The 26,248-nt window shown below is 70.4% G+C and carries 25 protein-coding genes; 10 read left to right on the forward strand and 15 right to left on the reverse strand.

Going from position 1 to position 26,248, the window contains the following annotated elements:
* Window positions 1-2 precede the first annotated feature (2 nt).
* Window positions 3-3,578, reverse strand: coding sequence for a transcription-repair coupling factor (gene mfd / locus AB0O24_RS01000; protein ID WP_275801593.1), 3,576 nt, complete (start codon window positions 3,576-3,578; stop codon window positions 3-5).
* A gap of 65 nt (window positions 3,579-3,643) precedes the next feature.
* On the opposite strand from mfd, the gene AB0O24_RS01005 reads away from it, so the two are divergent.
* The gene (locus AB0O24_RS01005; protein ID WP_275801594.1) at window positions 3,644-4,111 is read left to right on the forward strand and encodes a hypothetical protein; all 468 of its coding nucleotides are present in this window, start codon (window positions 3,644-3,646) and stop codon (window positions 4,109-4,111) included.
* A gap of 114 nt (window positions 4,112-4,225) precedes the next feature.
* Complete coding sequence (locus AB0O24_RS01010) at window positions 4,226-4,747, forward strand: hypothetical protein (RefSeq protein ID WP_363371888.1); 522 nt, start codon at window positions 4,226-4,228, stop codon at window positions 4,745-4,747.
* 64 nt (window positions 4,748-4,811) lie between these two features.
* Here the strand turns inward: AB0O24_RS01010 and pth are convergent, their stop codons facing one another.
* A complete protein-coding gene (gene pth, locus AB0O24_RS01015; RefSeq protein WP_275799429.1) occupies window positions 4,812-5,396 on the reverse strand; it encodes an aminoacyl-tRNA hydrolase in 585 nt (194 codons plus the stop codon).
* Window positions 5,397-5,506: 110 nt separating this feature from the next.
* Window positions 5,507-6,133, reverse strand: coding sequence for a 50S ribosomal protein L25/general stress protein Ctc (locus tag AB0O24_RS01020; protein ID WP_275799428.1), 627 nt, complete (start codon window positions 6,131-6,133; stop codon window positions 5,507-5,509).
* Window positions 6,134-6,410: 277 nt separating this feature from the next.
* On the opposite strand from AB0O24_RS01020, the gene AB0O24_RS01025 reads away from it, so the two are divergent.
* Window positions 6,411-6,536: a hypothetical protein gene (locus AB0O24_RS01025; RefSeq protein ID WP_013586064.1), complete on the forward strand. Its 126-nt coding sequence runs from the start codon at window positions 6,411-6,413 to the stop codon at window positions 6,534-6,536.
* A 6-nt stretch (window positions 6,537-6,542) separates the two neighbouring features.
* On the opposite strand, the gene AB0O24_RS01030 is transcribed toward AB0O24_RS01025, so the two are convergent.
* From AB0O24_RS01030 to AB0O24_RS01045, 4 genes are all read right to left on the reverse strand, one after another.
* The gene (locus tag AB0O24_RS01030) at window positions 6,543-7,280 is read right to left on the reverse strand and encodes a fumarylacetoacetate hydrolase family protein (RefSeq protein WP_275799426.1); all 738 of its coding nucleotides are present in this window, start codon (window positions 7,278-7,280) and stop codon (window positions 6,543-6,545) included.
* Entirely contained in the window at window positions 7,277-8,686 is a 1,410-nt protein-coding gene (locus AB0O24_RS01035) for an MFS transporter (protein WP_363371893.1), read from the reverse strand. The genes AB0O24_RS01030 and AB0O24_RS01035 overlap by 4 nt, the downstream gene beginning before the upstream one ends.
* A 147-nt stretch (window positions 8,687-8,833) precedes the next feature.
* Window positions 8,834-9,628, reverse strand: coding sequence for an IclR family transcriptional regulator (locus AB0O24_RS01040; protein ID WP_275799424.1), 795 nt, complete (start codon window positions 9,626-9,628; stop codon window positions 8,834-8,836).
* 42 nt (window positions 9,629-9,670) lie between these two features.
* Complete coding sequence (locus AB0O24_RS01045; RefSeq protein WP_275799423.1) at window positions 9,671-10,726, reverse strand: D-2-hydroxyacid dehydrogenase; 1,056 nt, start codon at window positions 10,724-10,726, stop codon at window positions 9,671-9,673.
* Window positions 10,727-10,836: 110 nt separating this feature from the next.
* Between AB0O24_RS01045 and AB0O24_RS01050 the strand changes: the two genes are divergently transcribed.
* Window positions 10,837-11,748: an NAD(P)-dependent oxidoreductase gene (locus AB0O24_RS01050; protein WP_363371896.1), complete on the forward strand. Its 912-nt coding sequence runs from the start codon at window positions 10,837-10,839 to the stop codon at window positions 11,746-11,748.
* Window positions 11,749-11,800: 52 nt separating this feature from the next.
* Here AB0O24_RS01050 and AB0O24_RS01055 read toward each other — a convergent pair whose 3' ends face one another.
* Both AB0O24_RS01055 and AB0O24_RS01060 read right to left on the reverse strand, forming a co-directional pair.
* Entirely contained in the window at window positions 11,801-12,802 is a 1,002-nt protein-coding gene (locus AB0O24_RS01055; protein ID WP_363371899.1) for a zinc-binding dehydrogenase, read from the reverse strand.
* Between the two features lie 19 nt (window positions 12,803-12,821).
* On the reverse strand, window positions 12,822-13,601 hold the full coding sequence (locus tag AB0O24_RS01060) for an SDR family oxidoreductase (RefSeq protein WP_275799420.1): 780 nt from the start codon (window positions 13,599-13,601) through the stop codon (window positions 12,822-12,824).
* A gap of 130 nt (window positions 13,602-13,731) precedes the next feature.
* Here AB0O24_RS01060 and AB0O24_RS01065 point away from each other — a divergent pair, with 130 nt between their 5' ends.
* The 6 genes from AB0O24_RS01065 (at window position 13,732) to AB0O24_RS01090 (ending at window position 19,418) form a co-directional block, all read left to right on the forward strand.
* A complete protein-coding gene (locus tag AB0O24_RS01065) occupies window positions 13,732-14,427 on the forward strand; it encodes an FCD domain-containing protein (protein ID WP_275799419.1) in 696 nt (231 codons plus the stop codon).
* Window positions 14,428-14,453: 26 nt separating this feature from the next.
* Window positions 14,454-14,972 carry a gluconokinase gene (locus AB0O24_RS01070; RefSeq protein ID WP_363371903.1) on the forward strand — a complete coding sequence of 173 codons (519 nt, stop codon included), beginning with the start codon at window positions 14,454-14,456 and terminating at the stop codon, window positions 14,970-14,972.
* Between the two features lie 87 nt (window positions 14,973-15,059).
* A complete protein-coding gene (gene gndA / locus AB0O24_RS01075) occupies window positions 15,060-16,655 on the forward strand; it encodes an NADP-dependent phosphogluconate dehydrogenase (RefSeq protein WP_275799416.1) in 1,596 nt (531 codons plus the stop codon).
* 2 nt (window positions 16,656-16,657) lie between these two features.
* Window positions 16,658-17,131 carry a VanZ family protein gene (locus tag AB0O24_RS01080; protein WP_363371905.1) on the forward strand — a complete coding sequence of 158 codons (474 nt, stop codon included), beginning with the start codon at window positions 16,658-16,660 and terminating at the stop codon, window positions 17,129-17,131.
* A gap of 5 nt (window positions 17,132-17,136) precedes the next feature.
* Window positions 17,137-17,871 (forward strand): response regulator transcription factor, encoded by a 735-nt coding sequence (locus tag AB0O24_RS01085; RefSeq protein ID WP_058597454.1) that lies wholly within the window; start codon window positions 17,137-17,139, stop codon window positions 17,869-17,871.
* An 89-nt stretch (window positions 17,872-17,960) separates the two neighbouring features.
* A complete protein-coding gene (locus AB0O24_RS01090) occupies window positions 17,961-19,418 on the forward strand; it encodes an ATP-binding protein (protein WP_363371908.1) in 1,458 nt (485 codons plus the stop codon).
* A gap of 15 nt (window positions 19,419-19,433) precedes the next feature.
* On the opposite strand, the gene AB0O24_RS01095 is transcribed toward AB0O24_RS01090, so the two are convergent.
* From AB0O24_RS01095 to glmU, 6 genes are all read right to left on the reverse strand, one after another.
* Window positions 19,434-20,447 carry a YdcF family protein gene (locus tag AB0O24_RS01095; protein WP_363371910.1) on the reverse strand — a complete coding sequence of 338 codons (1,014 nt, stop codon included), beginning with the start codon at window positions 20,445-20,447 and terminating at the stop codon, window positions 19,434-19,436.
* A 76-nt stretch (window positions 20,448-20,523) separates the two neighbouring features.
* On the reverse strand, window positions 20,524-22,077 hold the full coding sequence (locus tag AB0O24_RS01100; protein ID WP_363371913.1) for an FAD-dependent oxidoreductase: 1,554 nt from the start codon (window positions 22,075-22,077) through the stop codon (window positions 20,524-20,526).
* 31 nt (window positions 22,078-22,108) lie between these two features.
* Complete coding sequence (locus tag AB0O24_RS01105; protein WP_363371914.1) at window positions 22,109-22,987, reverse strand: FAD:protein FMN transferase; 879 nt, start codon at window positions 22,985-22,987, stop codon at window positions 22,109-22,111.
* A gap of 5 nt (window positions 22,988-22,992) precedes the next feature.
* On the reverse strand, window positions 22,993-23,496 hold the full coding sequence (locus AB0O24_RS01110) for a hypothetical protein (RefSeq protein WP_363371917.1): 504 nt from the start codon (window positions 23,494-23,496) through the stop codon (window positions 22,993-22,995).
* 279 nt (window positions 23,497-23,775) lie between these two features.
* Window positions 23,776-24,810, reverse strand: a complete 1,035-nt coding sequence (locus tag AB0O24_RS01115) for a ribose-phosphate diphosphokinase (protein WP_058614481.1) — start codon at window positions 24,808-24,810, stop codon at window positions 23,776-23,778.
* On the reverse strand, window positions 24,800-26,248 hold the full coding sequence (glmU, locus tag AB0O24_RS01120; RefSeq protein WP_363371919.1) for a bifunctional UDP-N-acetylglucosamine diphosphorylase/glucosamine-1-phosphate N-acetyltransferase GlmU: 1,449 nt from the start codon (window positions 26,246-26,248) through the stop codon (window positions 24,800-24,802). Before glmU ends, AB0O24_RS01115 begins: the two co-directional genes overlap by 11 nt.

Consider the following 26,248-nt stretch of genomic DNA (forward strand, 5'->3'; position numbering starts at 1 on the left):
CCTCAGACCGACGCCGTCTCGACCGGCAGCGGCCAGAGCGCGTCGAGCAATTGCCGCACCCACGCGATGAGATTCGCGTCGTCGGCGTCCTGCGGGAGCGGGACGACCATCGCGTCGCCGCCCGCGACGAGCTTCGCCTTCGGGTAGAGCCGCTGCAGGCGCACGCGCATCGACTCCGCGAGGTTCGCGGGGGCGATGCGGAGGTTCGAGCCCATGGCGACGACATCGGCGAGCCCGGCCTGCGCCGCGCGGCGACGCAGGCGCGCCACGGCGATGAGACCCTCGACCTCGGCGGGCGGCTCGCCGTAGCGATCGCGCAGTTCCTCGACGACCAGATCGATCGCGTCGTCCTTGGCGGTCGCGGATGCCGCGGCCGAGAGCTTCTGGTAGGCCTCGAGGCGCAGCCGCTCGCTGTCGATGTAGAACTCGGGCAGGCGCGCGTCGACCGGAAGCTCGAGGCGCAGCTCGGTGGGGCCGTCGACGTCTTCACCGCGGAAGGTCGACACGGCCTCGCCGATCATGCGCAGGTACAGGTCGAACCCGACACCCGCGATGTGCCCCGCCTGCTCGGCACCGAGCAGGTTTCCCGCCCCGCGCAGCTCGAGGTCTTTCAACGCGACCTGCATGCCGGAACCGAGGTCGTTGTTCACGGCGATCGTCTCGAGGCGGTCGGCCGCGGTCTCGGACAGCGGCTTCATCTCGTCGTAGAGGAAGTAGGCGTACGCGCGGTCGCGCCCGCGACCGACGCGACCGCGCAGCTGGTGCAGCTGCGACAGGCCGTACTTGTCGGCCCGGTCGATGATGATCGTGTTCGCGTTCGAGATGTCGAGGCCCGTCTCGATGATCGTGGTCGACACGAGCACGTCGGCGCGGCGTTCCCAGAAGTCGTCGACGACCTGCTCGAGAGCGTGCTCGCCCATCTGACCGTGCGCGACGACGATGCGGGCCTCGGGCACGAGCTCGGCGAGGTGCGCCGCGACGCGCTGGATCGACGACACGCGGTTGTGCACGTAGAACACCTGGCCCTCGCGCAGCAGCTCGCGGCGGATGGCGGCCGCGATCTGCTTGTCGTTGCGCGGCCCGACGTAGGAGAGGATCGGATGCCGATCCTCGGGCGGGGTGGCGAGGGTCGACATCTCGCGGATGCCGGTGACCGCCATCTCGAGCGTGCGCGGGATGGGCGTGGCGCTCATCGCAAGGATGTCGACGTTGGTCTTCAGCTTCTTCAGGGCGTCCTTGTGCTCGACGCCGAAGCGCTGTTCCTCGTCGATGATCATCAGCCCGAGGTCTTTGAAGATGACCTTCTCGGTGAGGATGCGGTGCGTGCCGATGACCATGTCGACGGTGCCGTCGGTGAGCCCCGCGAGCGTGGCCTTGGCCTCTTTGTCGCTCTGGAAACGCGACAGCGGGCGCACGGTCACGGGGAACCCGGCGAAGCGCTCGGCGAAGGTCTCGAGGTGCTGCTTCACGAGAAGGGTCGTGGGCACGAGCATCGCGACCTGCTTGCCGTCCTGGATCGCTTTGAACGCCGCGCGTACGGCGACCTCGGTCTTGCCGAAGCCGACGTCGCCCGAGAGCAGGCGGTCCATGGGGATCGGCTTCTCCATGTCGGCCTTGATCTCGTCGATCGTCTGCAGCTGGTCCTGCGTCTCGGCGAAGGGGAAGGCCTCTTCGAGCTCGCGCTGCCACGGGGTGTCGGGACCGAAGGCGTATCCCTTGGATGCCATGCGCGCCGAGTACAGCTTCACCAGCTCGACGGCGATGTCACGGACGGCCTTGCGGGCCCGGCCCTTCGCCGCGGCCCAGTCGCTGCCGCCCATCTTCGACAGGGTCGGGGCCTCGCCGCCGACGTACTTCGACAGCAGATCGAGCTGATCGGTGGGGACGAACAGCTTGTCGCCCGGGTAGCCGCGCTTGGAGGGCGCGTACTCGAGGACGAGGTACTCCTTCGTCGTCTTCACGGCGTTGCGCCCGCCGCTCGACACCTCTCGCTGCGTGAGCTCGATGAACTTGCCGATGCCGTGGGTCGCGTGCACGACGACGTCTCCGGGCTTCAGCTGCAGCGGATCGACGACGTTTCGGCGGCGCGAGGCGAGCTTCTTCGCGCCGCGGTTGTCGCCGCCCACTGAGCGACCATAGAACTCGGTCTCGGTGATGACGGCGAACCGCGCCTCGCCGAGTTCGAAGCCGCGCTCGAGCGGCGCGCACACGACGTGCGCGACACCGGGCTCGGGAGGGGTGAGCACGTCGTCCACGCGCCGCGCCGCGATCCCGCGCTCGGCGAGCACGTCGCGCGCGCGGTCGACCAGGCCGGGTCCGGATGCCGTGACGATCACCGACCACCCGTCGCCGAGCAACTGGCCCACGTGGGCGGTGGCCCCGTCGACGTTGCCCTGGAACGAGGGAACGGCGTCGGCCTTGATGCGGTGCGCGGAGTCGTCCCCCGTCACGAGCCCCTCGTCTTCGGCATCCGCTGCGCCCGAGTCGAAGGCGCTGAGTTGCCACCAGACTCCCCCGCGACCGCTGGCGCGCTCGTGGAGGTCGTCGAGGGTCACGAAGTCGCCGGAGTCGAGATCGACGGGGGTGTCGGCTCCCGCCGTCGCCGCCGACCACGCGGCCTCGAGGAACTCGCGGTTGGTGTCGCCGAGCGTCGTCGCGCGCGCGAGCGAGCGCTCGGGATCGACGAGGGCAACGGCGCTGCCGCCGGGCAGGTAGTCGACGAGCGTGGTGAGGTCGTCGATCAGCACCGGGATGAGCGACTCCATGCCCTCGGCGGGGATGCCCTCGGCCATCTTCTCGAGCAATTGGCGCAGGGCCGGGTAGGCGTCGCGAAGCGCCGCCGCGCGGGCACGCACCGCGGGCGTGAGCAGGAGCTCGCGGCTGGGAACCAGCGTGACGGTCGTCACCTCGCCCGGAAGCGAGCGCTGGTCGGCGACCGAGAAGGCGCGGATCTGGTCGACCTCGTCGCCGAAGAACTCGACGCGGTAGGGGTGGTCGGCGACGGGCGGGAACACGTCGAGGATGCCGCCGCGCACGGCGAACTCGCCGCGGCGCGAGACCATGTCGACGCGGTGGTACGCCAGCTCGACGAGTCGCGTCGTGACCGCTTCGAGCTCGTGGCCGCGGCCGCCGACGGCCAGCTCGACCGGAGCGACGTCGCCGAGTCCCGGTGCGAGCGGCTGCAGAGCGCTGCGGACGGACGCGGTGACCACGAGGGGCGCATCACCGTTCCACGCGGCGATCCGGCGCAACACGTCGAGGCGTCGTCCCACGGTCTCGGGGCTCGGGCTGAGACGCTCGTGCGGGAGCGTCTCCCACGCGGGGAAGTGCAGCACCTGCGCGCCGGGCAGGACGGCATCCAGCGCCGGCCCCAGGGACTCGGCACGACGTCCGGTCGGGGCGATCACCAACACGGCACCCGGGTCGCCCGCCGCGCGGCGACGCTCGACGAGGCCCGCGATGACGGGGGCATCGAGCCCGTCGACGAGGGAGAGAGAAAGGTCGGCGGATGCCGCGGACGCGGCCTCACGGTACGACTCAGCCTGCTCGAGGGCGCGCACGATCCCGGGAACTGTCACTCGGGAAAGTCTACGCGGGGGCACCGACATCGGGTCGGCGGGAGCCCGTCTCGTAGAGTGCTGACATGTCGTCGCCCTTCGCCTCCCCCTACGTCGCTCCCGCGACGGGAACGCTTCTGGCTCCCCCACCGAAGCCGAAGAAGCGGCGCCCTCTCGGGGCGTTCGCCCTCGTGGCCGGCATCCTGAGCATGCTCGTCGCCCCCGCGGTCGCCGGGTTCGCCGCGTTCCGCGTCGGCCGCGGAGCCGGCGCGCAGATCGTCGCTCAAGGCGGACAGAACATCGACCTGCGGGTGTTGACCCCCGTCCGCGATCTCGTCCTCGTCGTCGAGATCGCCTTCTGGAGCGGCACCGCACTGGGGATCGCCGCGCTCGTCGTCGGGATCATCGCGACCGCTCGCGACCGGGGCCGACCGATGGGCATCGTCGCCATCGTCTTCGCCGCCCTCGGCCCCCTGGTGTTCGGCGCCCTCGTGGCCATCGCGCTTGTCGCGGGTGCCGGAACCACCGCGGGCACGGGAGGAGCGCTCGTCTGACTCGGGGCGTTACCGCGTTTGCGGGCGCGCGTCCAGCTTCTTCTCAGAAATCGGTCGGTCTCCCTATACTCGCGGCCATGGGATGAATCCGTCCCGCGATCGAAGGAGTACCCCGTGAGCAGCACGACGCCGCCCCCCGAGCCGTACAACCCTCCTCCCGCCACGCGCGCCGACGCCGCTCAGGCGGGCTACCCCGCGTCCCCGGGCTACCAGCCGCCGACCGCGTCGGCCGCGAAGCCGTCGAATCGTCTCGGCCTCATCGCCTTCGTGGTGTCGCTGGCCGCGATCGTGATCGGCTCGATCCTCGCATTCATCGGCGGCATGCAGAGCGGCGCCCTCGTGCAGTACGCGACCACCGGCGCGAACGGCACGCAGATCGACGCGTCGACGCTCCCCGAGAGCGCGCAGCAGGCCGCAGCCGTGGCGGGTCTGCTCGCCGTCGCCGGCTTCCTCGTCTTCGGCGCGCTGGGCCTCTGGGGCTTCATCCAGGGCATCATCGCGGCCGTCAAGAACCGTGGCCGCGGCTACGGCATCACCGCGATCATCCTCGCGGTCCTCGGCGGCATCGTCGTCGCCGTGGTCTTCGGCATCGGCGCGACCGCCGGAGCGGCGCCGTACGTCAACACCATCGGCTGAGCCCCTCAGCGACATGACGAGAGCCCCGGCCGATCGGCCGGGGCTCTCGTCATGTGAGCTCTCGTCAGGCGCGCGGGGCGTGGAATCGCTGCTGCGCCGCGACCAGCCCCTCCTCGACGAGCATCTCCACCGCGTCCGCGGCATCCGAGACGAGGATCGGCAGGGTCTGACGCTCGGTCGCGCCGAACGGATCCAGCACCCAGTCCGCTGGGTCCTGCCGACCCACCGGGCGGCCGATGCCGACGCGCACGCGCGGGAACTCCGGAGTGCCCAGCGCCTTGGCGACGTCGCGGACACCGTTGTGTCCGCCGTGACCGCCGCCCGTCTTGAGCTTCACGGTGTCGTATGGGATGTCGAGTTCATCGTGGACGACCACCACCCGCTCCGGAGCGACGTCGTAGAAGCGGGCGAGCCCGGCAGCCGGACCGCCCGAGACGTTCATGAAGCTGTTCGGCTTCGCGAGCACGAGCTTGGCGCCGCCCGGGCGCAGCCACGTCTCGGCGACGCGGGCGTTCGCCTTGTGTGCGCGGAACGCTTCGCTCCGCCGCGCCGCGAGCTCGTCGACGACCATCTGGCCGATGTTGTGCCGCGTCGCCTCGTAGCGCGGGCCCGGGTTGCCCAGTCCCACGATCACCCACGTGTCTGCCATGGCATCCATTCTCTCGGTTCGGCCGAAATGACAGTTCAGCCGGAAACGAAACGAGGGGGCGCGAGTACGCGCCCCCTCGTCGACGAACTGCGATTCGCAGCCGTCCGGTGTCAGTTGTCGGCGGCCTCGGCCTCTTCGGACTGCTCCTCGGCGACCTCGGCGTCGGCCTCGGCGATCTCTTCCTCGGCGGCCAGCGTGTCGAGCGGCACCGAGACGCCCACGATGAGGGTCTCGGGCTCGGTCACCAGGCTCGCGCCGGCGGGGAGCTTCAGGTCGGCAGCGGTGATCTGCGTGCCGTCCTCGGCGCCCTCGACGTCGACCTCGACGTTCTGCGGGATGTGGGTGGCCTCGACCTCGAGCGACACGGTCGCGGTGTCGAGCATCGCGATGGTGCCGGAGAAGGGCTCGCCGATGACGACGACGGGCACGTCGACCTGGACCTTCTCGCCCTTCTTCACGACGATGAGGTCGATGTGCTCGATGATCTGGCGCACGGGGTCCTTCTGGACGTCCTTGACCAGCACGAGCTGGCTCTTGCCCGCGATGTCGAGGTCGAGCAGGGCGTTCGCGCGACGGATCAGCAGCGCGGTCTGGTGACCGGGCAGCGCGACGTGCTGGGGCTCGGTGCCGTGGCCGTAGATGACGGCCGGGATCTTGCCCGCGGCGCGGAGGCGACGGGCGAAGCCCTTGCCGAAGTTCTCGCGGAGCTCCGCGACGACCTTGTTGTCTTCCGACATGATGTTCTCCTCGCGGGCATGCGGCCCGCAGCTTGGGGGCGGAACACGGCCCGCACCGGTGGTCTGGATTCGACTCGAACGCGAGCGCGTGAGGAAAGCCGGGAGCCTGCATCACCGCGTCGATCACGGATGCCACGTTCACCAAACGGTGTGCGACAGTCCCTCGCCGAAGTTCCCCGGAAGTCTACCAGCGCGAGCGCGTCCGCACGACCCGCGCGTGTCGAGGAGCACCGGAGCGCGCCGGTAGAATCGAAACCCACCGACCCGAAGGATCATCATGGACAGCGGCTTCTTCTCCCACGTCGTGCTCTGGGTCATCGGCGGTGTCGCCCTCCTCGGCGGCATCGGCGCGATCGGCGCCCTCTTCTCGATGGGCCGCAACGCGGGCTACAAGAAGCACTGACGCACGTCAGATCGTCGGGGTCCGCAGCCGCATCTCGCCCACGACGACCTCGACCGTGACTCCCGGACGGATCGGGGATGCCGAGAACGGCGCTCCCATCATGATCACGTCCCCGGGGCCCAACGTCGTCCACGCTGCGACGTACGCGAGACACGCGCGCATCGACATCGGGTAGCGCCCCGCCGACGTGTCGCGAACGGGCTCCCCGTCGACGACGAGCTGGAGCGTCACGTCGTCGTCGAGACCGATCGCGGTGTCGATGTACGGCCCCAGTGGGGTGTACCCCTCCCCCGACTTCGACTCGAAGTTGCGGGGGTCGAATGCCGACCGATCGGGACTCGACAGATCGTTCACCGCGGTCATGCCGAGCACGTACTCGTGCGCGTTCTCGGCCGTAAGGCCCGTCGTGTCGCGACCGATCACGACCGCGACCTCCGCCTCGGCGACCGTCGTACCGGCGTCGCGGCGGAGTGCGACCGTCTGGTCCGGACCCGTGACGGTACGAGGACTCTTCAGCCACGCCTGGACGGGAGCCGCGTGGTCGGGCCCGTTCTGAGCGATTCCCACGACGACCGTCGGGACGCACGGCGCTTCGAAAGTCCCCTCCACCGGGGTCCCGGCATCCGTGATCTGCTCCCCCGCAGCGAACGCGGCGTAGGGGTCGGCGATCGGCACGAACCGTTCTCCGTCGAGCCGAACAGTGCGGACGCCCTCCGTCGTCCGCACGCGGGCGATACGGGTCACCGGATCGTCCGAACGGTCACGGTCGTGGCATCCACACCCTCGCCCGCCTCGTCGCGCGACACCTTGATGGCGTCGTCGGTACGCGTGAGGTCGCGACGGAGCGTCTCGGGGACGAGGAACGTCGAGGCGGTCGTGATGAGCGCGAGCGTCCCCATGTAGATCGCGAGGAGGAGCCAGTTCGCCCCGCTCACGGCGATGATGTACGCGCCGAGGACTCCCGCGAGGCCACCGGCGAGAACGGCCGAGATCTCGCGCGCCATCGCCACGCCCAGGTAGCGGTGACGGTTGCCGAACAGCTCGGGGAGCATGGCGCACTGCGGTCCGAGCATCGAGTTGACGGCGACGCCGATGCCGATCGCGATCACGGCGATCGTGATCGGGTAGCTCCCGAGCGAGATCAGCCACCAGGCGGGGAAGGTGAAGACCAGCATGAACAGCGCACCCATGCGGTAGACGGTGCGGCGACCCATACGGTCGGACAGCGCGCCCGTCAGGGGCACCGAGAAGATGCCGATGAGCGAGCCGAGCGTGACACCCCAGGTCAGCAGGCTGCGGTCGGCCTGGCCACCCACGGAGGCGACGAAGAACGTCAGCGCGAGGGTGTTGAACATGTACGAGCCGCCGTTCTCGGCCATGCGCAGGCCGATGCCCACGATGACGCCCGGCAGGCCCCGCGTGAAGATGTCGCGGATCGGGCGCTCGGCGATCTGCTCGCTCTTCTCGAGCTCGATGAACGTCGGGGTCTCGCGCAGGCGCATGCGGATGAACAGCGCGAGCAGGATGAGCACGAACGACGCGAGGAACGGCACGCGCCAGCCCCAGCTGAGCAACTGGTCCTCGGGAAGCAGCGAGATGAGGCTGAAGACGACGGCCGCGAGCAGCGTGCCCGCCTGGATGCCGATGAACGGCAGCGCCGAGAAGAACCCGCGGCGCTTGACCGGCGCGTACTCGGCCATGAGCACGGTGGCACCGGCCTGTTCGGCGCCGGCGCCGAAGCCCTGCAGCAGACGCATGATGACGAGAAGGATCGGCGCGAGGATGCCGACGGCCTCGTAGGTCGGGAGCAGGCCGATGGCCGTGGACGCCCCGCCCATCAGCAGGATCGTGATGACCAGCACCCACTTGCGGCCGAGCTTGTCGCCCAGGACGCCGAAGAACAGTCCGCCGAAGGGGCGGGCGAGGAATCCCACACCGTAGGTCGCGAAGGCCGCGACCGTGGCGAGGGCCGGGTTGTCCTGCGAGAAGAACAGGACGTTGAAGATCAACGCCGTCGAGAGGCCGTAGAGCGCGAAGTCGAAGTACTCCAGCGCGCTACCGATGCTCGATGCGAGGGTGGCGCGACGCAGATTGGCAGCGTACTCGGGGTCATCCTGCGGCTGCGGCGTCGGTGTGGATGCAGTGGTCACGGCCATCTCCTTCGATCGGCTGGGGTCTTTCGACTTCCGCGACTGTACCAACCCTGTGGACACAGTTCAATATGTTGGACGCAGGATTTGTCTCCCCTCCCGCGGACACCACGATCACCGCCCCTTCCGAGGCGGAGGAGGCGCTCCTCAGCGCGAGCGCGACGCGCTGAACGGGTTCGTCAGCGCCTTCGCCGCCTCGCGCAGCGCGGCACCGACACGGGCGACGCGTTCGGGGGTGGCATCCGCGACGGGGATGCCGACGCCGAGGGCGAGCTGCGGATCACCGGGCGCCCACCCCTCGAGCGGCACGGCGACGCCGACGATGCCGCGGAACGACTCCTCCTCGTCGACCGACCACCCGCGCTCCCGCGCCGCGGCGAGCTTGGCGATGACGCCCTCGACGTCGACCGTGCTGTGCTCCGTCAGCTTCGGCAGCGGACGCCCTCGCGTCAGCAGCGCCCGGACGTCGTCGTCGCTGCGGGTCATCAGCAGCGCGCGCCCCGTGGCGGACAGGGCCGCGGGCAGGCGCGAGCCGAGCGGGGTCCCGAGCCGCACGGAGCGCGAGCCCTCGTAGCGCGCCAGATAAAGGGCGTCGGCGTCATCGAGGACCGCGACCTGCACGAGCTCGGACGAGAGGGCCGGAGAGGTCTCGCAGACGGCGTAGAACTCGCGCACCTGGTTGAACTGCGCGGCGAACGCTCCCCCGAGTTCTGCCGTGCGGATCCCGAGACGGTAGCCGAGCGGCACGCGCTCGATCATGCGCCCCGCCTCCAGCGACAGGCACAGATTGGCCGTCGACGATTTCGCGAGCCCGAGGCCCGCCGCCAGCTCGGTGAGCGTCAGCGCGCGACCCGCCTCGGCGAGCAGGCCGAGAAGACGGATGCTGCGCCCGACGGCTGGAGCCGGATCGCGCGCGATCGCGCTCGCTTCGTCATCACTCACGGCGTCCTCCCGTCGAACCGGAGTCGCGAGGGCCGCGACAGGTCAATAGAACTCGACCGTATCGACAACCGCGCGCATCGGCTCGCCGTCGAGCAGGCGCGTGGCGTTCTCTGCGAACCGGCGCGCGATGCGCTCCTCCTCTTTGCTGTTGAGCGCGGCCGTGTGCGGGCTGACGAGGACTCTCGGATGCCGCCACAGCGGCGACTCCTCCGGGAGGGGCTCCACCTCGAACACGTCGAGGGCGGCGAAGGACACGCGTCCGTCGTCGAGAGCCGCGAGGAGCTCCGTCTCATCGATCACGGTCCCGCGACCGACGCTCGCGACGATCACCCCCGGCTTCACCGCGGCGAGAACCTCGGCGCCGATCAGGTGATGCGTCTGATCGGTTCCCGGCAGGGTGACGACGATGGCATCCACCTCGCTCACCGCCGTGGCCAGCTCGTCGAGCGAGACGAGGCGGTCGACCCCGTCCACGGGGGTGCCGGAGCGCGTCGTCCCCCACACCTCGGCGCCCAGCGCGTGGAAGCGGCGCGCGCACTCCGCCCCGATTCCCCCGAGCCCGACGACGAGCACGGTCATCTCGTCGACCTGGCGCATCTCCCAGCGATCGGTCCAGCGTCGATCCGCCTGCTGCTGCGCGAGCCGCGGCAGGTCCTTCGCGCCGGCGAGGACGCCGAACACCGCGAACTCGGCGAGCGGTCCCCCGTGGACGCCGGCGCTGGTGGTGAAGACGATGCGATCCAGCGCCGCGCGGTCGAGATCGGCCGCCTTCACCTGCCCTCCTCCGCCCGCAGCGGTCGTCATCACCCACCGCAGCTTCGGATTGGCGGCGACGGTCCGTGCGAGGGCGGCGGGATCGACGTCCGGGATGCCGAAGAGCGCGTCCGCCGAGTCGACCATGTCGTCGAATGCGCGCTGCTCGTCAGCCGAGCGCTCGTGCGCCGGGTCACCCGACCAGTCGGCGGGCCCGCGCATCGGGTGCGTGAGCGAGGCGTCGCGCATCAGCTCGACGCGCGGCTCGAGGCGCTCGATCAGTTCGCAGTGCTCCTCTTTCAGGGGCACCGCCACCACCGCGCGTAAGCTCTTGCGTGTCGACATCGTCGTCGTCTCCTCTCGCCGCGAGGCTGGTCGCCCGTCGCGGACTCGTCCAACGTCGTTCACCATACTGAACCCTGTTCAACCTATTGTCTAGCCGATAGGATGCCGACATGACGACGCTCGACGAAGAGACCGGCACCCTTCCCCCCGCCGCCGAGGTGCGCCTCGGCGTCTGGGGCCTCGGCGCCATGGGCGAGCCCATGGCGCAGCATCTGCTGTCCGCGCGCGGGGCCCTGACCGTCCACGCCCGCCGAGAGCGCGACGCACTGACCGCGGCGGGAGCCGCGTGGGCGTCGACGGCGCGAGAACTCGCGGCGGCCACCGACGCCGTCCTCGTCATGCTCCCCGACCTCCCGCAGCTCGAGGAGCACCTCGACGGCCCCGACGGGCTGCTCGCGGGCATCGACGGGCGCCCTTTCCTCCTGATGATCGGGTCGACATCCTCTCCGGTCGGCGTGCGCGAGCTGGCGGAACGGCTGCCCACCGGCATCCGGGTCGTCGACTGCCCTGTCTCGGGCGGCGAGGACGGCGCGAAGGCCGGGACCCTGTCGATCATGCTCGGCGGAGATAGCACCGTCGCCGATCTCGCCGGGGAGCTCCTCGCGCCCTGCGGCACCCCCGTCCGTCTCGGCCCCCTCGGCGCGGGAGAGGTGGCCAAGGCGTGCAACCAGATGGTCGTGGCGGCGACCATCCTCGCCCTCGGTGAGGCAACCGAGCTCGCCGCCCGGTCCGACGTCGACCCCGCGGCGCTCTGGGAACTGCTCGGCGGCGGGTACGCGGGGTCGAACCTGCTCGCCAGCCGCCGCCAGAAGCTCGTGACCGGCGACGACTCACCCAGCGGCGTCGCGGGCTACATGGTCAAGGATCTGCGGTTCGCCGCCGATATCGCCGCCGCGACCGACACGCGCCCGGCACTGCTTCCCGCCCTCCGCGCCGCCTTCGACGAGATCGTCGACCGTGGCCTCGGCGAGCGCGACATCGCCGTCACGCGCCGGTTCACGGCGGTCCGCAGCGACGACTGACGCACGAATGACGACGCCCCGGTGGCAGCGACCACCGGGGCGTCATTGTTCCTCAGAGGGCGAAGACGACCTTGCCCGAGCGCTGCGAGTCCCGCGCCGTGGCGAAGGCCTCGGCGGCATCCGTCACCGCGAACTCGTGCGTGAGCGCGCTCTCGATGCCGGGGTTCGCCGCGAGCAGCGCGACCGCCTGATCGATCTCGTCGCGGAAGCGGAACGCGCCGAGATAGCGCACCTCTTTCGAGATGAAGGGGGCGAGGTTCACCGGTCGCGGATCGTCGGGGAGCATGCCGACCTGCACGACGGTGCCACCGGGGCGGACGGCCTTCAGCGCGGTCGAGATCGACACCGGCACGCCCGAGCACTCCAGGACCACCGCATAGGCACCCGATTCCACCGCGTCGGCGGAGACATCGATGGTCGCCGACGCGCCGAGCGCCGCCGCCCGCTCGAGCGGGCCCGCGAGTACGTCGGTGGCGGTGACGCGTGCACCGGCAGCGACGGCAGCCGCCACGGCCATCAGGCCGATCGGCCCGGAACCGGTGACGAGCACGTCGAGCCCCTCGACGGGACCGGCCTTGCCGAGCGCGTGGAGCGCGACCGCGAGCGGCTCGGCGAGAACCGCACGGCGCACGGGCAGACCGTCAGGAAGGACGCGCACCATGTCGGCCTCGACGATCAGGTACTCGGATGCCGCGCCCTGCGTGTGCGGCCAGGTCGATGCGCTGCCGAGATATGACCCGCCCGGCCACAGGTGCGGGGCATTCTCGATGCCCTCGCGCGGCGTGCCGAAGCGCGCGGGGTGGACGGTGACCGGCGTCCCCGGCGCCAGAGCGCCGGAGGGGTCGAGGTCGACGCGGCCGGAGAGCTCGTGACCGGGGACCAGGGGTTCCCGAACCACGAACGCCCCGTTCGCGCCCTCGTAGTAGTAGTGCAGGTCCGACCCGCAGATGCCGACGTACTCGACACGCAGGCGCACCTGCCCCTTGCCGGGCTCGGGGATGGGCACGTCGCGCACCTCAGCGGTGAGCGCCTTCTCGATCAGCAGAGACTTCATCGATGATTCCTCTCCGCGGTCAGACGACCGCCGTCATCCCGCCGTCGACGAAGATGTTCTGACCCGAGACGAAGCTCGACGCGTCGGACGCGAGGAACAGCAGCGCGCCGCGCAGCTCGTCGACGTCGCCCCATCGGGCCGCAGGCGTGCGCTGCGTCAGCCAGCGCGTGAACTCGGGATCGTCGACCAGGGCGCGGTTCATCTCGGTCGCGAAGTAACCAGGGCTGAGCGCGTTGACCTGGATGCCGAACCGCGCGAGGTCGGCGGCCATGCCGGCGGTCAGCTGCGCGACACCGCCCTTCGTCGCCGAGTACGGCGCGATCGTCTGACGCGCGAGGCGCGACTGCACGGACGCGACGTTGACGACCTTGCCCGAGCCCCGAGCGACCATCGCGGGCGTGATGAAGCGCGAGACGTAGAAGACGCCCGAGAGGTTCGCCGCGACGATGTCGTCCCAGTCGGCGACCGGGAACTCGTGGATGGGCGCGCGGCGCTGCACGCCCGCGTTGTTGACGAGGATGTCGGGCGCCCCGACGTTGTCGAGCAGATCCGCGACGGCGCTCTCGACGGCGCCGGCGTCGCTGACGTCGAAGGTCACGGCGTGCGCGGGACGACCCGACAGCTCTTCGGCTTCGGCGCGCGTCTGCTCCACGGCATCCGCGTCCCGTCCGTGCACGATCAGCCGCGCTCCGCCGCGTGCGAGGGTCAGCGCCAAGCCCCGGCCGAGGCCGCGAGACGAGCCGGTCACGAGAGCCAAGCGGTCGGACACGTCGAACAGATCGGCGTTCGAGGCGGTCATGGGGGTCCTCCGAGTCTGAAGACGGTGAGAGCGGCCGCGAAGCCGATCACCGACTCACGCCCGCAAATCCTCACACAATGATCATATTTTTGACAAGATATGGTCGTATCAAACAACTCAGGAGGGACGGATGGCCCGAGCGTCGCACGGCTCGTTGGTGGATGCCATCGGGATGCGCATCGTCGACGGCGACCTGCCCGCGGGTCGCGTCCTGACTCTCGCGGCGCTCGAGTCCGAGTACGCCGTCTCCCGCACCGTCGTGCGCGAAGCCGTGCGCGTGCTCGAGGCGATGGGCATGCTCGAGCAACGGCGTCGGGTCGGCATCACGGTGCGCCCCGCGGTCGACTGGAGCGCCCTGGACACGCGATTGATCGGGTGGCAGCTCGCCGGACGCCGCCGCGACCAGCTCATCGCAAACACGACGGAACTGCGGGCCGCGATCGAACCGGCGGCTGCGCGCCTCAGCGCCCGCCGCGCCACCGACCTGCAGCGCGGCGAGCTGCTCCGCCTCGCCGACGAGCTCGCCCGCCTGGGAGCTGCGGGCCTCGGCGACTCCCCCGAGTACCTCGCGGCCGACATCGCGTTCCACGACCTGATCCTCGTCTCGAGCGGGAATCTCATGCTCGCAGCCGCCCGGGCGCCGATCGCCGCCGCAATCGAGGGACGCGCCCTCCACGGACTGACCCCCGGCATCCCCAACCCCGACGCCCTCGACAACCACGTCGAGACGGCCGCCGCAATCGGCCGCGCCGACGCCGATGCCGCCGAGGAGCACACCCGCCGCTACGTCGCAGCGGTGCTGACCGAAGTCCGCCCCACCCTCTGACCGACCGATCGACGAAGAGAGAGCTCATGGTCACCACACCCCCCGTCCTCGTGTTCATGGGTCCCGCCGGGACCGGCAAATCCACCGTCGCGAGCATGCTCGCCGGACGCCTCGGGTGGGACTTCCAAGAGGGCGACGATCTGCACCCCGAGGCCAACGTCGCCAAGATGGCATCCGGTCACGCCCTCAACGACAACGACCGCTGGCCGTGGCTCGACCGCGTCGCGGCGTGGATCGACGGACAGATCGCGGCCGGCCGCCCCGGGATCATCACGTGCTCCGCACTGAAGCGCAGTTACCGTGACGTGCTGCGCCGGGACGAGGTCACGTTCGTCCTCCTCATGGGCGACCCCGCTCTCGTGCTCGAGCGCCTTCTGCGCCGCCAGGGGCACTACATGCCGCCGTCGCTGCTCACCTCGCAGTTCGAGACCCTGCAGATGCCGGATGCCGATGAGCGGGCGATCCGCGTCGACCTCGATCTGACTCCCTCCCAGCAGGTCGAGGAGGTCATCGACCGACTCAGCCTCCCCACCATCACCCCCTGAAACACGCAAAGGCCGAGCCGATAAAGTGGCGGAGGCGGCCCGCGTGAATCGCCCACCCTTCCTCGCACCTGAATACGGAGCAAACGCATGACGTCCACCCCCTCCCCGACCGGACCCTCGACCGACCAGGACCAGGCCCCGCACGAGGCCGCGCAGGTGCACGAGGGTGCGCCCGGCCCCGAAGAGGTCGCGCGTCCCACCGCCGAGGCCGATTCGCGCCCACAGGGCGACGGTCAGGCCCACGCGAACATCGGCGTCGTCGGCTTGGCGGTGATGGGGTCCAACCTCGCACGCAACCTCGCCAGCCGCGAGGGCAACACCGTCGCGGTGTTCAATCGCTCGCGTTCGAAGACCGACGAGCTGCTCGAAGCGCACCCCGAGGCGAACTTCGTCGCGTCGTTCTCGTACGAGGACTTCGCCGCGTCGCTGTCGAAGCCTCGCACCGCGATCATCATGGTCAAGGCCGGTCGCCCCACCGACTTCGTCATCGACGAGCTGGTCAAGGTGTTCGAGCCCGGCGACATCATCGTCGACGGCGGCAACGCCCTCTTCACCGACACGATCCGCCGCGAGAAGGCCGTCCGCGAGACGGGGATCAACTACGTCGGCATGGGTGTCTCGGGCGGTGAGGAGGGCGCCCTTCTGGGCCCCTCGCTCATGCCCGGCGGCTCGGACGAGTCGTGGCAGACGCTCGGCCCGATCCTGACCTCCATCGCCGCGGTCGCCGAGGGCGAGGCGTGCGTGACCCACGTGGGCCACGACGGCGCCGGCCACTTCGTGAAGATGGTGCACAACGGCATCGAGTACGCCGACATGCAGCTCATCGCAGAGGCATACGACCTCATCCGTCGCGCCACCGGCAAGACCCCCGCCGAGATCGCCGACGTGTTCGCCGAGTGGAACCGCGGCGAGTTGGAGTCGTACCTCATCGAGATCACCGCCGAGGTCCTGCGTCAGACGGATGCCGAGACCGGCAAGCCCCTCGTCGACGTCATCCTCGACCAGGCCGGCGCCAAGGGCACCGGCGCCTGGACCGTGCAGACGGCCCTCGACCTGGGCGTCCCCGTCTCGGGTATCGCGGAGGCCACCTTCGCGCGGTCGCTGTCGAGCCACCCCGAGCAGCGCGAGGTCTCGCGCGAGCTCCCCGGCCCCTCTGGCACCGACCTGCTCTCGGGCGAGGATGCCGACGCGTTCATCGAGCAGGTGCGCCTCGCGCTGTACGCCTCGAAGATCGTCGCCTACTCTCAGGGCTTCGACGAGATCCGCGCCGGCGCGGCCCAGTACGACTGGAACATCGACCTCGGCGCGGTGTCGAAGATCTGGCGCGGCGGCTGCATCATCCGCGCCCAGTTCCTCAACCGCATCGCCGAGGCATACGACGCCGAGGCCACGCTCCCCGTGCTGCTGACCGCGCCGTACTTCGTCGAGGCCCTCGGCCGCGCCCAGGACGCCTGGCGCCACATCGTCGCGCTGTCCGCGGCGAGCGGCATCCCCGCCCCCGCGTTCAGCTCGTCGCTGGCGTACTACGACGGCCTGCGCGCCGAGCGCCTCCCCGCGGCGCTCATTCAGGGCCAGCGCGACTTCTTCGGTGCGCACACGTACCGTCGCGTCGACAAGGAGGGCACGTTCCACACCCTCTGGTCGGGCGACCGCACCGAGATCGAGGCAGAGGACACTCACTGACGGTGCAGGTGACGAGGCGGCGACGGGCTCTGCTCGTCGCCGCTTCGGCGTTGCACGCCGCGGGAGTCTGGTGGATGACGCTGCGTCCCACGATCTACGACGAGAACGTCGGCGGCATCCTGCACGCGATCCTCCGCGCCGCCCGCGGCTGGCCGCCGACCGCGTGGATCACTTTCGACGGGGTCGAGTTCACCGCCAACGTGGTGATGTTCGCGCCCCTCGGCGTGCTCGTCCTGCTGTGGGGCGGACGGTGGTGGCACGGTATCGCGGCGGGCCTGCTCATCAGCTCCGCGATCGAGACGACGCAGCTCCTGTTCCTCCCCACCCGCGTCGCCGACGTGCGCGACGTGATCGCGAACACCTCGGGAGCGGCGATCGGCGTCGTCCTGATGGCCGTTGTCGGCTGGCGCGCAGCTCGCTCTCAGGATTCCCATAAGCCACGCCATAGAAAGCTCATAGATACGAGCGCACAATGAGTTCCATGACCGTGACCGCCACCGCTCCCGCCTTCACTCGCCCCGACGGGAGCGCCCTGCGCGTCCTCGTCGTCGACGACGAGCAGATGCTCACCGACCTCCTCTCGATGGCTCTGCGCATGGAGGGATGGGACGTCCGCACAGCGGGCTCCGGCTTCGACGCCCTGCAGGCCGCGCGCGACTTCGCTCCGGATGCCATGGTGCTCGACATCATGATGCCCGACCTCGACGGCATGGCGGTCCTGCAGCGGCTGCGTCACTCCGGCAACGACGTGCCGGTCCTCTTCCTGACCGCGAAGGACGCCGTCGCGGACCGCGTCGCCGGTCTCACCGCGGGTGGCGACGACTACGTCACGAAGCCCTTCAGCCTCGAGGAGGTCGTGGCGCGTCTGCGCGGGTTGATGCGCCGCGCCGGTACCGCTCTGACGCGCGACGCGGAGCCGATCCTGCGCGTGGGCGACCTGTCGCTCAACGAGGACAGCCACGAGGTCGTGCGCGCGGGTCAGGAGATCGAGCTGACCGCGACCGAGTTCGAGCTGCTGCGGTTCCTCATGCGGAACCAGCGCCGTGTCGTGTCGAAGGCGCAGATCCTCGACCGGGTCTGGAACTACGACTTCGGCGGCCGCTCGAGCGTCGTCGAGCTGTACATTTCGTACCTGCGCAAGAAGATCGACGCGGGTCACGAGCCGCTCATCCACACGGTTCGCGGCGTCGGCTACATGATCAAAGCGCCGCAGTGACGACTCCCCCGCGGCCGGAGCCACCGGTGTCTCCTCCGCCCGCCCGTTCACGGCGGCTGAGTCGGCCGTGGAGCCTCCAGGCTCGCCTGATGACGGCGGTCATCGGTATGGTCGCGTTCATCCTCATCATGATCGGGGTGTCCACCAGCGCGATCCTCAGCCAGGTGCTGCTGAACAACCTCGAGGCGGAGGTCGGCGACGTCGCCTCGCTCGCCCAGCCGCGCATCAATCTGCAGAGCACGGCCGAGAACGTCCTGGACTCGGGGCCGTTCGACAACGGCACCCTCATGGTCATGAAGACGCGCCTCGGCGGGACGACGGGGGCGGTCGTCGACGACGGGAACTCCCGCGCCCTGACCGCCGACGAGCTCGCGCAGATCGTGGAGAGCCTCGCCTCGTCGAGCCCCGCCTCGCGCACGGTGGAACTGCCGAACCTCGGCGAATACCTCGTCCGCCCCTACGGCACGGCCGGCAGTGACGAGGTCCTTCTCGTCGGGCTTCCCCTGTCACAGGTCACCGGCACGATCGGTGCCATCCTCACCACGGTCGCCCTGGTCACGACCGGTGGGCTCCTGCTCCTCGCCGCCGTCATCGCACTCGTGATCCGTCTGGGACTCCGCCCCCTCAAGGCGGTGTCCGAGACGGCGACGCGCGTCGCCTCGATCCGCATGGACCAGGGCGACGTGTCGATCACCGAGCGCGTGCCCACCGAACAGGTCGACGACCACACCGAGATCGGGCAGGTCGGCGCGGCCCTCAACACGCTTCTCGACCGTGTCGATGCCTCACTTTCCGCCCGCCAACGCAACGAAGAACTGATGCGCCGATTCGTCGCGGACGCCAGTCATGAGCTGCGCACGCCCCTGGCATCCATCCGCGGGTTCTCGGAGCTCTCGCTGCGCGCCATGCGCCAGGCCCACGATGACGAGTCGCGTCAGCGAACCGCAATGGCCGTCGAGACCACCGAGCAGTCGCTCGAGCGGATCCTCGCCCAGTCGATCCGCATGACGACGCTGGTCGAGGATCTGCTGCTGCTCGCCCGGCTCGACGAGGGCCAGGAACTCGTCTTCGGCACGGTCGACCTCACGCGTCTCGCGGTGGAGGCGGTCGGGGACGCGCGGCCCGCCGGACCCGACCACTCGTGGACCATCGACGTCGGCGACGAACCCGTCGAACTCGCCGGCGACGCGTCTCGGCTCCACCAGGTCGTGGCGAACCTGCTCGCCAACGCGCGCACGCACACGCCGGCCGGGAGCGAGGTGGCCGTCTCGGTGACCCGCGAGGGCGACGACGCCGTCCTTCGCGTCCACGACAACGGGCCCGGGGTCGACCCCGCGGTCGCGGCCCAGCTGTTCGAGCGCTTCGCCCGCGCCGACCGCTCTCGCGACCGGAAGACGGGCGGCACGGGGCTGGGGCTGTCGATCGCCCGGGCGATCGTCGAAGCGCACCGCGGCACGATCAGCGTGCAGAGCACGCCCGGAGACACGACCTTCGAGGTCCGCCTTCCCGCGAAGCCCGCCGACCCCGGTCCGCCCGCCGACGCCTGACGACGAGGCGGGGGTTCACGTGAGGAAGATCACGGCGTAGACGCTCACCAGCGCGACGCCGAAGACGAGCGCGAAGACGACGTGCATCCACCTCTGCCGGTTCAGCAGGGCGACGTACTCACGGAGGAACGCACTCGGCACGAAGTACGCCGCCGTGCGGGCACCCACCACACGCGCTCCGGGCAACTCGCGACGCGCCAGGAGCCCTGCGCGAAGGACGTGGTAGTCGCTCGTGACGACCAGCAGCGGCTTCGATGCGCCGATCTCCCCGACGATCGCACGTGAGAAGGCGAGGTTCTCCCGTGTGTTCAGAGAGCGCGTCTCGGGATGGACGAGGTCCGCGGGGATGCCGCGCTCTCGCAGGTAGTCCGCCATGGCCTCGGCCTCCGCGCGCGGCTCGTCGGGCCCCTGACCGCCGGACGGGATGACGAAGGGCGCGACTCCCCCGGCCCGGACCGCCCGCTGCCAGGCGGCGATCGCGCGATCGAGGCGGCCCCGGAGCAACGGCGGCACCCGCCCGTCGATCAGCCCGGAGCCCAGGACGACGATCGCGGTCGGCGTGCGCGGGACGGGCAGCGCGGCGTACAGCAGCGACGACACGAGGAACGCGACGAACGCGGCCGCCGCGTACCCCGCGATCAGGACCACGAGAGCCGCCACGAGGAAGCCGCCCAGTCCTCCCCACGCCAGGAGCGCGAGGAGGACGAACGGGAAGGCCACGAGCCCGATCCCGGCGATCAGCGACAGCAGGTTCGCCAGACTCCGCCCCTCGAGTCGCAGCATGGTGATGCCGTTGGTGATGAGGAACACCGCGAGCACCGCCACGACCACGGGCACCGCGACGGCGACGACGAGGATCGCCGCGCGGGCGGCATCCGGATCCGTCTGCACGAGCAGCTGCAGCACGCCCAGCGCGGCAAAGACGACCGCGGCGACGAGCAGAGTCCCCTCGCGCAGCTGGGCACGCTGACGGGCACGCGCCACCGCGAAGACGACGAGCAGCAGCGCGGCGAAAGCCAGGAGGAGCATGTCGCGACGCTATCGGGTCGGGCCTGCCCCTCCCGGGCGCTTGCGGGGCGCGCCCGCGTCTGCGTCCGGTCGCGGGTCAGTACCCCGCGAAGGCGTCGGTCCTGAGCGATCTGGCCTTGGCGAGCGCCGGCGCGAGATCCGAGATGAGCCGGGGCGGACCCGAGACATAGGCCACGCGCTGGGCGATGTCGGGAACCGTGCGAAGCACAGCATCGGCGTCGACCCGGTCGGGTCCCGCCCACGACCATCCCGCGGGCAGATCGTGCGGTTCCTCACGCGAGAAGACGACGACCGGGATGCCGCTCGCCGCGATCTCATCACGGAAGGCGAGTTCGCTCGGGTCGGACACCACGTAGACGAGAACGGCGTCGCGGCGCTGCCCGGTGGCCTGGAGGTGCCGCAGCTGCGAGACGAACGGCGTCACGCCGATCCCTGCGGCGACCAGCAGCACGGGCGCGGTCGGTCGAGAGGGAAGGACGAAGTCCCCCCACACGCCCGTGACAGCGAGAGTCGAGCCCGGCTCGACGGCCGCGAGCGCCTTCTTGTACGAGGACTGCGAGCCGTCCTTGTAGGCGATGCGCACCTCGGGCAGGTCTTCCGGGGCGGACACGATCGAGAACTCCCGCCGCGTGCCGCGGGCGTCGGGGCGACGGTGCGGGACGTCGAGCTCCAGGTACTGACCGGGCGAGAACGCGAAGGGACGCGCGGCGTGGAAGGTCAGTTCGCGGACGGTCGGAGTCAGGTCGCGACGGCGTTCGACGCGCAGGCGCACCGCCGCGCGCAGGCAGAACGCGAACGCCACGAGATTGCCGATCAGCAGAGCGCGCTCCTGTCCGAGCGTGATCGCCCCGACGGCGATCGGCCAGCCGGCCAGGACGCCCACGACGATCGCGACGGCGTACTGCTGCAGGCGGCGCGGCGGCAGCGTGAGCGGCTCCGACAGCATGAACGCACCGAGGAACAGGAACGGCGACGAGAACGCGACCTGCAGGAGCAGCGCCGGCACGTCGACCGGGAAGCCCGCCGTCTGGAACTGGATGCTGGTGCGCACGAATGCGACCGCCATCGCCACGAGCCAGAACGTCACCACGATCGGGAGTTTGTCGGTGCGTAGGAGCAGCAGCACACCGAGCACCAGTACGCCGATCGCCATCAACGGGGTTCCGACCCACCAGGCCGAGCCACCGAGATCCGGCGCCCAGACACTCACGATGGTCAGCACCGCCGCCCCCGTGGCCGCCGGGTTGAAGACGTGACGGCCACGCCAGACGAGGAGGTACTTCGATGCGGATGCCACGACCCCGGCGAGGGCGAGACCGGCCAGAGCGAGCGGCTCGAGGCTCGGCCGGAGGACGAACAGCACGATCGCGGCCGTGATGAGCGACGACTCGAGGCGGCGCGGCATCCGGAGTACGCCCTGCGCGGCCAGGTCGGTTGCCGCGCACGCGACAGCGAGCACCACGGCGCTCGCGACGATCTCGAGCGGCTGGGGGCCGATCTGTCCGGCGAACGAGAGCACGAGGGCATAGACGGCCAGCAGACCGAGCGACGACAGGACGAGGCGGTACATCGACACCCGGCCGATGAGGCCGAGCACGCGGGTCGAGCCCGCGGTGAGCGTGGCGCTCATGGGATTCCCTTCGAAAGCTGTGGCGTTGAGGTCACGAGAAGATCTCGCCGGTGAAACCCGGCGACCATTCCACGCGACCGTCGGTGTGCATACGCACCCAGTGCGCGTTCCAGGATGCCGCGAGTTCCGGTCCCCCGTCGAAGAACAACGCGGTCGCGAGGGCGTCGGCCCGCATCGCGGTGTCGGCCGCTGCCCAGGTCGCCGCGTAGGCCCGGACCGGCGCGCCCGTGCGGGCGTCGAGGACGTGGTGCAGGTTGTCGCCCCACGCCCGCCGATTGATCGCCGACGCGCACAGCGCCCCCTCGGCGACGGTGATCACACCGATCGCGAGGGTCGGGTCGTACGGGTGCTCGAGCGCGACGCGGATCGGCTCGCCGCGAACGGCGAGGTCGCCGGATGCGTCGACGACGATGTCGCCGTCGACGTGCGCGCGCACCGCGTTGACCACGAGGTCGACGAGACGACCCTTGCCGAGCGCGCCCACGTCGATCGTGGCGGGACGCGCGACGGCGAGCCGCCCGTCGCTCCACGAGAGGGTGTCGCGCCACACCGGTACCGGCTCCGGATCGCCCGACGGGGCGAGCGTCAGCCGCGCGTCGTAGCCCAGGCGCGCGAGCGCGTCGCCGATGAGCGGATTGACGGCGCCGGCCGTCGCGGTGTCGAGCTCGTCGTACAGCGAGAGCATGGCATCCGCGTCGTCGGGGGCGGGGACGGATGCCATGCGTCCTCCCGCGAGGGCGGAGACGAGCGAGTCGTCGCGGAACCGCGACCACTCCCGGTCGAAGCGGTCGATGACGGCCGACACCGCGTCGCGGGCGACCGGGGGCAGCGGCGCCGCCGTCTCGATCGCCCACGACGTGCCGATCGCGTCGAAGGTCCAGGTCGAACCCGTCGCGGTCGGGATGGTCATGATGGTCAGGCCTTGGCCTCGGTCTTGATGGTGTCGACCGCCTTGTTGAAGCCGCCTCTGGTGAGCGACGACCCGGCGACCTTGCTCACCGAGATCTCGTCGAGCTTCTTGCCGACGACCTCGTCCTTGATGCCGCCGATGAACTCGCTCTGGTAGCGCTTGGACTCCGCGGCCTGCGGGTCGCCGGTCACCTCGACGGCGGTGATCGTGTCGTCGGCGATCGTGAGGGTGACGTCGACGGTCTCGACGCTCTCGGGCGTGGCGTACTGGCCCGTCGCCTCGTAGGTGCCGTCCTTGTAGGTGCTCGAGGTCGTCGAGCTGTCAGTCGTCGAGCTGTCGGTGGTCGCGCTCGCGGTCGGAGCCGCGGTCGCCGCCGGAGCCGACTCGGCGGGAGCAGCGGCGTCGGTGGTCGAGCCGCCCGAGCAACCGGCCAGGGTGACGATGCCGGCGACGCCCAGGAGAGCGGTGCCGATGCGGACGGGACGGGGTACGGCGGTGGTGCGGATCATCAGGGTCCTCCTTCTGTCGTGCCTCGCGGCGCGTTCGTGCTCACCGTAGGAACACGACCTTGGCGGCACCTCGGTTCAATACTTTGTGCAACCTATGAGAGACCCTGCGGCGCAGTGGGCGGGGAACCCCGTACCGTCGCGCGGAGATCTCGGGCGACACGCCGGGTCACGGCATCCGGAACCGGCGTGTCGGTCCCGGACTCCGCCTGACGGTACAGCCACGAGGGAAACGAACTCAGCCGCCTCCCGGAAGGAGACGGCTGAGCGACGGAGGAACGCTTACGCGTCGCCGCCGAACATGCTCGTGACCGAGCCGTCCTCGAAGACCTCGTGGATCGCGCGCGCGAGCAGCGGCGCGATCGGCAGCACCGTGAGACCGGGGAAGCGGCGCTCCGCGGGCAGCGGCACGGTGTCGGTGACGACCACCTCGTCGATCGCGGGATCCTGCAGGCGTTCGCTCGCGGGATCGCTGAAGATCGCGTGCGTGGCGGCGACGATGACCTTGCGCGCGCCGTTGGCCTTGAGGGCCTGTGCGGCCTTCTGGATCGTGCCTCCGGTGTCGATCATGTCGTCGACGAGGAGGCACGTGCGTCCCTTCACGTCGCCGACGATCTCGTGCACCGACACCTGGTTGGCGACCTTCGGGTCGCGACGCTTGTGGATGATCGCCAGGGGCGCGCCGAGGCTGTCGGACCACGTGTCGGCGACGCGCACGCGCCCCATGTCGGGCGAGACGACGGTGAGGGTCTCGCGGTCCTCACCGGTGAGCCCCTGCTCGAAGTGCTCGAGCAGCACCGGCTTGGCGAACAGGTGGTCGACAGGGCCATCGAAGAAGCCCTGGATCTGGGCCGCGTGCAGGTCGACACTCATGATGCGGTCGGCCCCGGCGGTCTTCAGCAGGTCGGCGACGAGCCGGGCGCTGATGGGCTCGCGACCACGGCCCTTCTTGTCCTGACGCGAGTACGGGAAGTACGGCGCGACGACGGTGATGCGCTTTGCCGAGGCGCGCTTGAGCGCGTCGAGCATGATGAGCAGCTCCATGAGCCACTCGTTGACCGGCGGCCCGAACGACTGCACGACGAAGACGTCGCAGCCGCGGATCGACACCTCGAAGCGGGTGTAGATCTCACCCGAGGCGAAGGTGCGGTGCTCGGTGGGAGCGAGCTCGGTGCCGAGGTGCTCGGCGACCTGCTTCGCCAGCTCGGGGTGGGAGCGCCCCGAGGCGACGACGAGTCGTTTCTTGGTCTTGGCGACGAGCCCGGGGGCGATGCCGTTGTCGCGGTCGAGGTCTACACGATTCTTCTTACGAGCCATCGGCCGCTTCCTGTTCAGCCCGAGCCCGCGCAGCCACATCGGCCGCTGCGGTGCCCGGTCGGTTCTTCTCGACCCACCCCTCGATGTTGCGCTGAGGTGCAACGCTGAGGGCCAACGCGCCGGGCGGGACGTCCTTGCGGATGACCGCACCGGCACCCGTCTTGGCGCCGTCTCCAATCGTAACCGGCGCGACGAAGACGTTGTGCGAGCCGCTGTGCACCTCGTCGCCGATCACGGTGCGGTGCTTGGTGAGGTCGTCGTAGTTCGCGGTGATCGCGCCGGCGCCGAGGTTGACGCCGCGACCGATGTCGGTGTCGCCGATGTACGACAGGTGCGGCACCTTGCTGCCCTCGCCGATCGACGAGTTCTTGACCTCGACGAACGTGCCGACCTTGCCGTTCACGCCGACGCGGGCGTTCGCACGCAGGTAGGCGAAGGGGCCGACGGTCGCTCCGGCCTCGATGACGGCGAGCGTGCCGTCGGTGCGGGTGATCGTGGCGTCCTCGCCCACCTCGCAGTCGGTGAGCGTGGTGTCGGGGCCGATCGTGGCCCCCGACGCGATGACGGTCGCGCCGCGCACGTGCGTGTTCGGGAGGATCGTGACGTCGGGCGCCAGTGTCGCGGTCACGTCGATCCAGGTGGTCGCGGGGTCGACGACCGTGACGCCCTCCAGCTGCCAGCGACGGACGGTTCGCGCGTTGAGCGTGCGGCCCGCTTCCGACAGCTGGACACGGTCGTTGACCCCGAGCGCCGCGGCGGCGTCGGAGGTGACGGATGCCGCGACCCCGAGGTGCGCGTCCCGGAGCAGACCGACCACGTCGGTGAGGTACTTCTCGCCCTGGGCGTTGTCGGTCCCGACGAGCGCGAGCTGGGTCCGAAGCGGTGACGCCTGGAAGACGTAGACCCCGACGTTGATCTCGGTGACCGCTGCTTCGTCGGCCGTGGCGTCTTTCTGCTCGACGATCCGGCGCACGCCGTCGGTCTCGTCGCGCAGGATGCGGCCGTACCCGAAGGGCTGGTCGACGCGCGCACTGAGCAGGGTCACGGCGGTGCCGCCGGAGCGATGGGTGGCGAGCAGCTCGGTGAGGGTGCCCGTCTCGAGCAACGGCACATCGGCGCTCAGCACCAGCACGTCGCCCTCGAATCCCTCGAGGGCGCCGAGCGCCGCCTCGACCGCGCGGCCGGTGCCGGGGACGTCGTCCTGATCGACGACGACGACCCCGGGGGCGAGCTCGCCGACGGTGGCGGCGACCTGCTCGCGTTCGTGCCGGACGACCACCACGATGCGCGCGGGATCGAGGGATGCCGCCGTGTCGAGGACATGCCCGACCAGGGGGCGGCCGCCCACGGGATGCAGCACCTTGGGGAGGCGGGATCGCATACGCGTGCCTTGGCCCGCAGCGAGGACGACGACGGCGAGCTCGGTCGTTGAGGTCAT

Source organism: Microbacterium sp. NPDC086615 (assembly GCF_040686055.1).
Taxonomy (GTDB): domain Bacteria; phylum Actinomycetota; class Actinomycetes; order Actinomycetales; family Microbacteriaceae; genus Microbacterium.

Excerpts from the sequence above, each read along its gene's own strand:
- AB0O24_RS01005 (WP_275801594.1), top strand. The coding sequence starts at position 3,644 with ATGTCGTCGCCCTTCGCCTCCCCCTACGTCGCTCCCGCGACGGGAACG.
- pth (WP_275799429.1), bottom strand. The coding sequence starts at position 5,396 with ATGGCAGACACGTGGGTGATCGTGGGACTGGGCAACCCGGGCCCGCGC.
- AB0O24_RS01020 (WP_275799428.1), bottom strand. The coding sequence starts at position 6,133 with ATGTCGGAAGACAACAAGGTCGTCGCGGAGCTCCGCGAGAACTTCGGC.
- AB0O24_RS01025 (WP_013586064.1), top strand. The coding sequence starts at position 6,411 with ATGGACAGCGGCTTCTTCTCCCACGTCGTGCTCTGGGTCATCGGCGGT.
- AB0O24_RS01045 (WP_275799423.1), bottom strand. The coding sequence starts at position 10,726 with ATGTCGACACGCAAGAGCTTACGCGCGGTGGTGGCGGTGCCCCTGAAA.
- AB0O24_RS01050 (WP_363371896.1), top strand. The coding sequence starts at position 10,837 with ATGACGACGCTCGACGAAGAGACCGGCACCCTTCCCCCCGCCGCCGAG.
- AB0O24_RS01055 (WP_363371899.1), bottom strand. The coding sequence starts at position 12,802 with ATGAAGTCTCTGCTGATCGAGAAGGCGCTCACCGCTGAGGTGCGCGAC.
- AB0O24_RS01060 (WP_275799420.1), bottom strand. The coding sequence starts at position 13,601 with ATGACCGCCTCGAACGCCGATCTGTTCGACGTGTCCGACCGCTTGGCT.
- AB0O24_RS01065 (WP_275799419.1), top strand. The coding sequence starts at position 13,732 with ATGGCCCGAGCGTCGCACGGCTCGTTGGTGGATGCCATCGGGATGCGC.
- AB0O24_RS01070 (WP_363371903.1), top strand. The coding sequence starts at position 14,454 with ATGGTCACCACACCCCCCGTCCTCGTGTTCATGGGTCCCGCCGGGACC.
- gndA (WP_275799416.1), top strand. The coding sequence starts at position 15,060 with ATGACGTCCACCCCCTCCCCGACCGGACCCTCGACCGACCAGGACCAG.
- AB0O24_RS01085 (WP_058597454.1), top strand. The coding sequence starts at position 17,137 with ATGACCGTGACCGCCACCGCTCCCGCCTTCACTCGCCCCGACGGGAGC.
- AB0O24_RS01090 (WP_363371908.1), top strand. The coding sequence starts at position 17,961 with ATGACGGCGGTCATCGGTATGGTCGCGTTCATCCTCATCATGATCGGG.
- AB0O24_RS01095 (WP_363371910.1), bottom strand. The coding sequence starts at position 20,447 with ATGCTCCTCCTGGCTTTCGCCGCGCTGCTGCTCGTCGTCTTCGCGGTG.
- AB0O24_RS01100 (WP_363371913.1), bottom strand. The coding sequence starts at position 22,077 with ATGAGCGCCACGCTCACCGCGGGCTCGACCCGCGTGCTCGGCCTCATC.
- AB0O24_RS01105 (WP_363371914.1), bottom strand. The coding sequence starts at position 22,987 with ATGACCATCCCGACCGCGACGGGTTCGACCTGGACCTTCGACGCGATC.
- AB0O24_RS01110 (WP_363371917.1), bottom strand. The coding sequence starts at position 23,496 with ATGATCCGCACCACCGCCGTACCCCGTCCCGTCCGCATCGGCACCGCT.
- AB0O24_RS01115 (WP_058614481.1), bottom strand. The coding sequence starts at position 24,810 with ATGGCTCGTAAGAAGAATCGTGTAGACCTCGACCGCGACAACGGCATC.
- glmU (WP_363371919.1), bottom strand. The coding sequence starts at position 26,248 with ATGACCTCAACGACCGAGCTCGCCGTCGTCGTCCTCGCTGCGGGCCAA.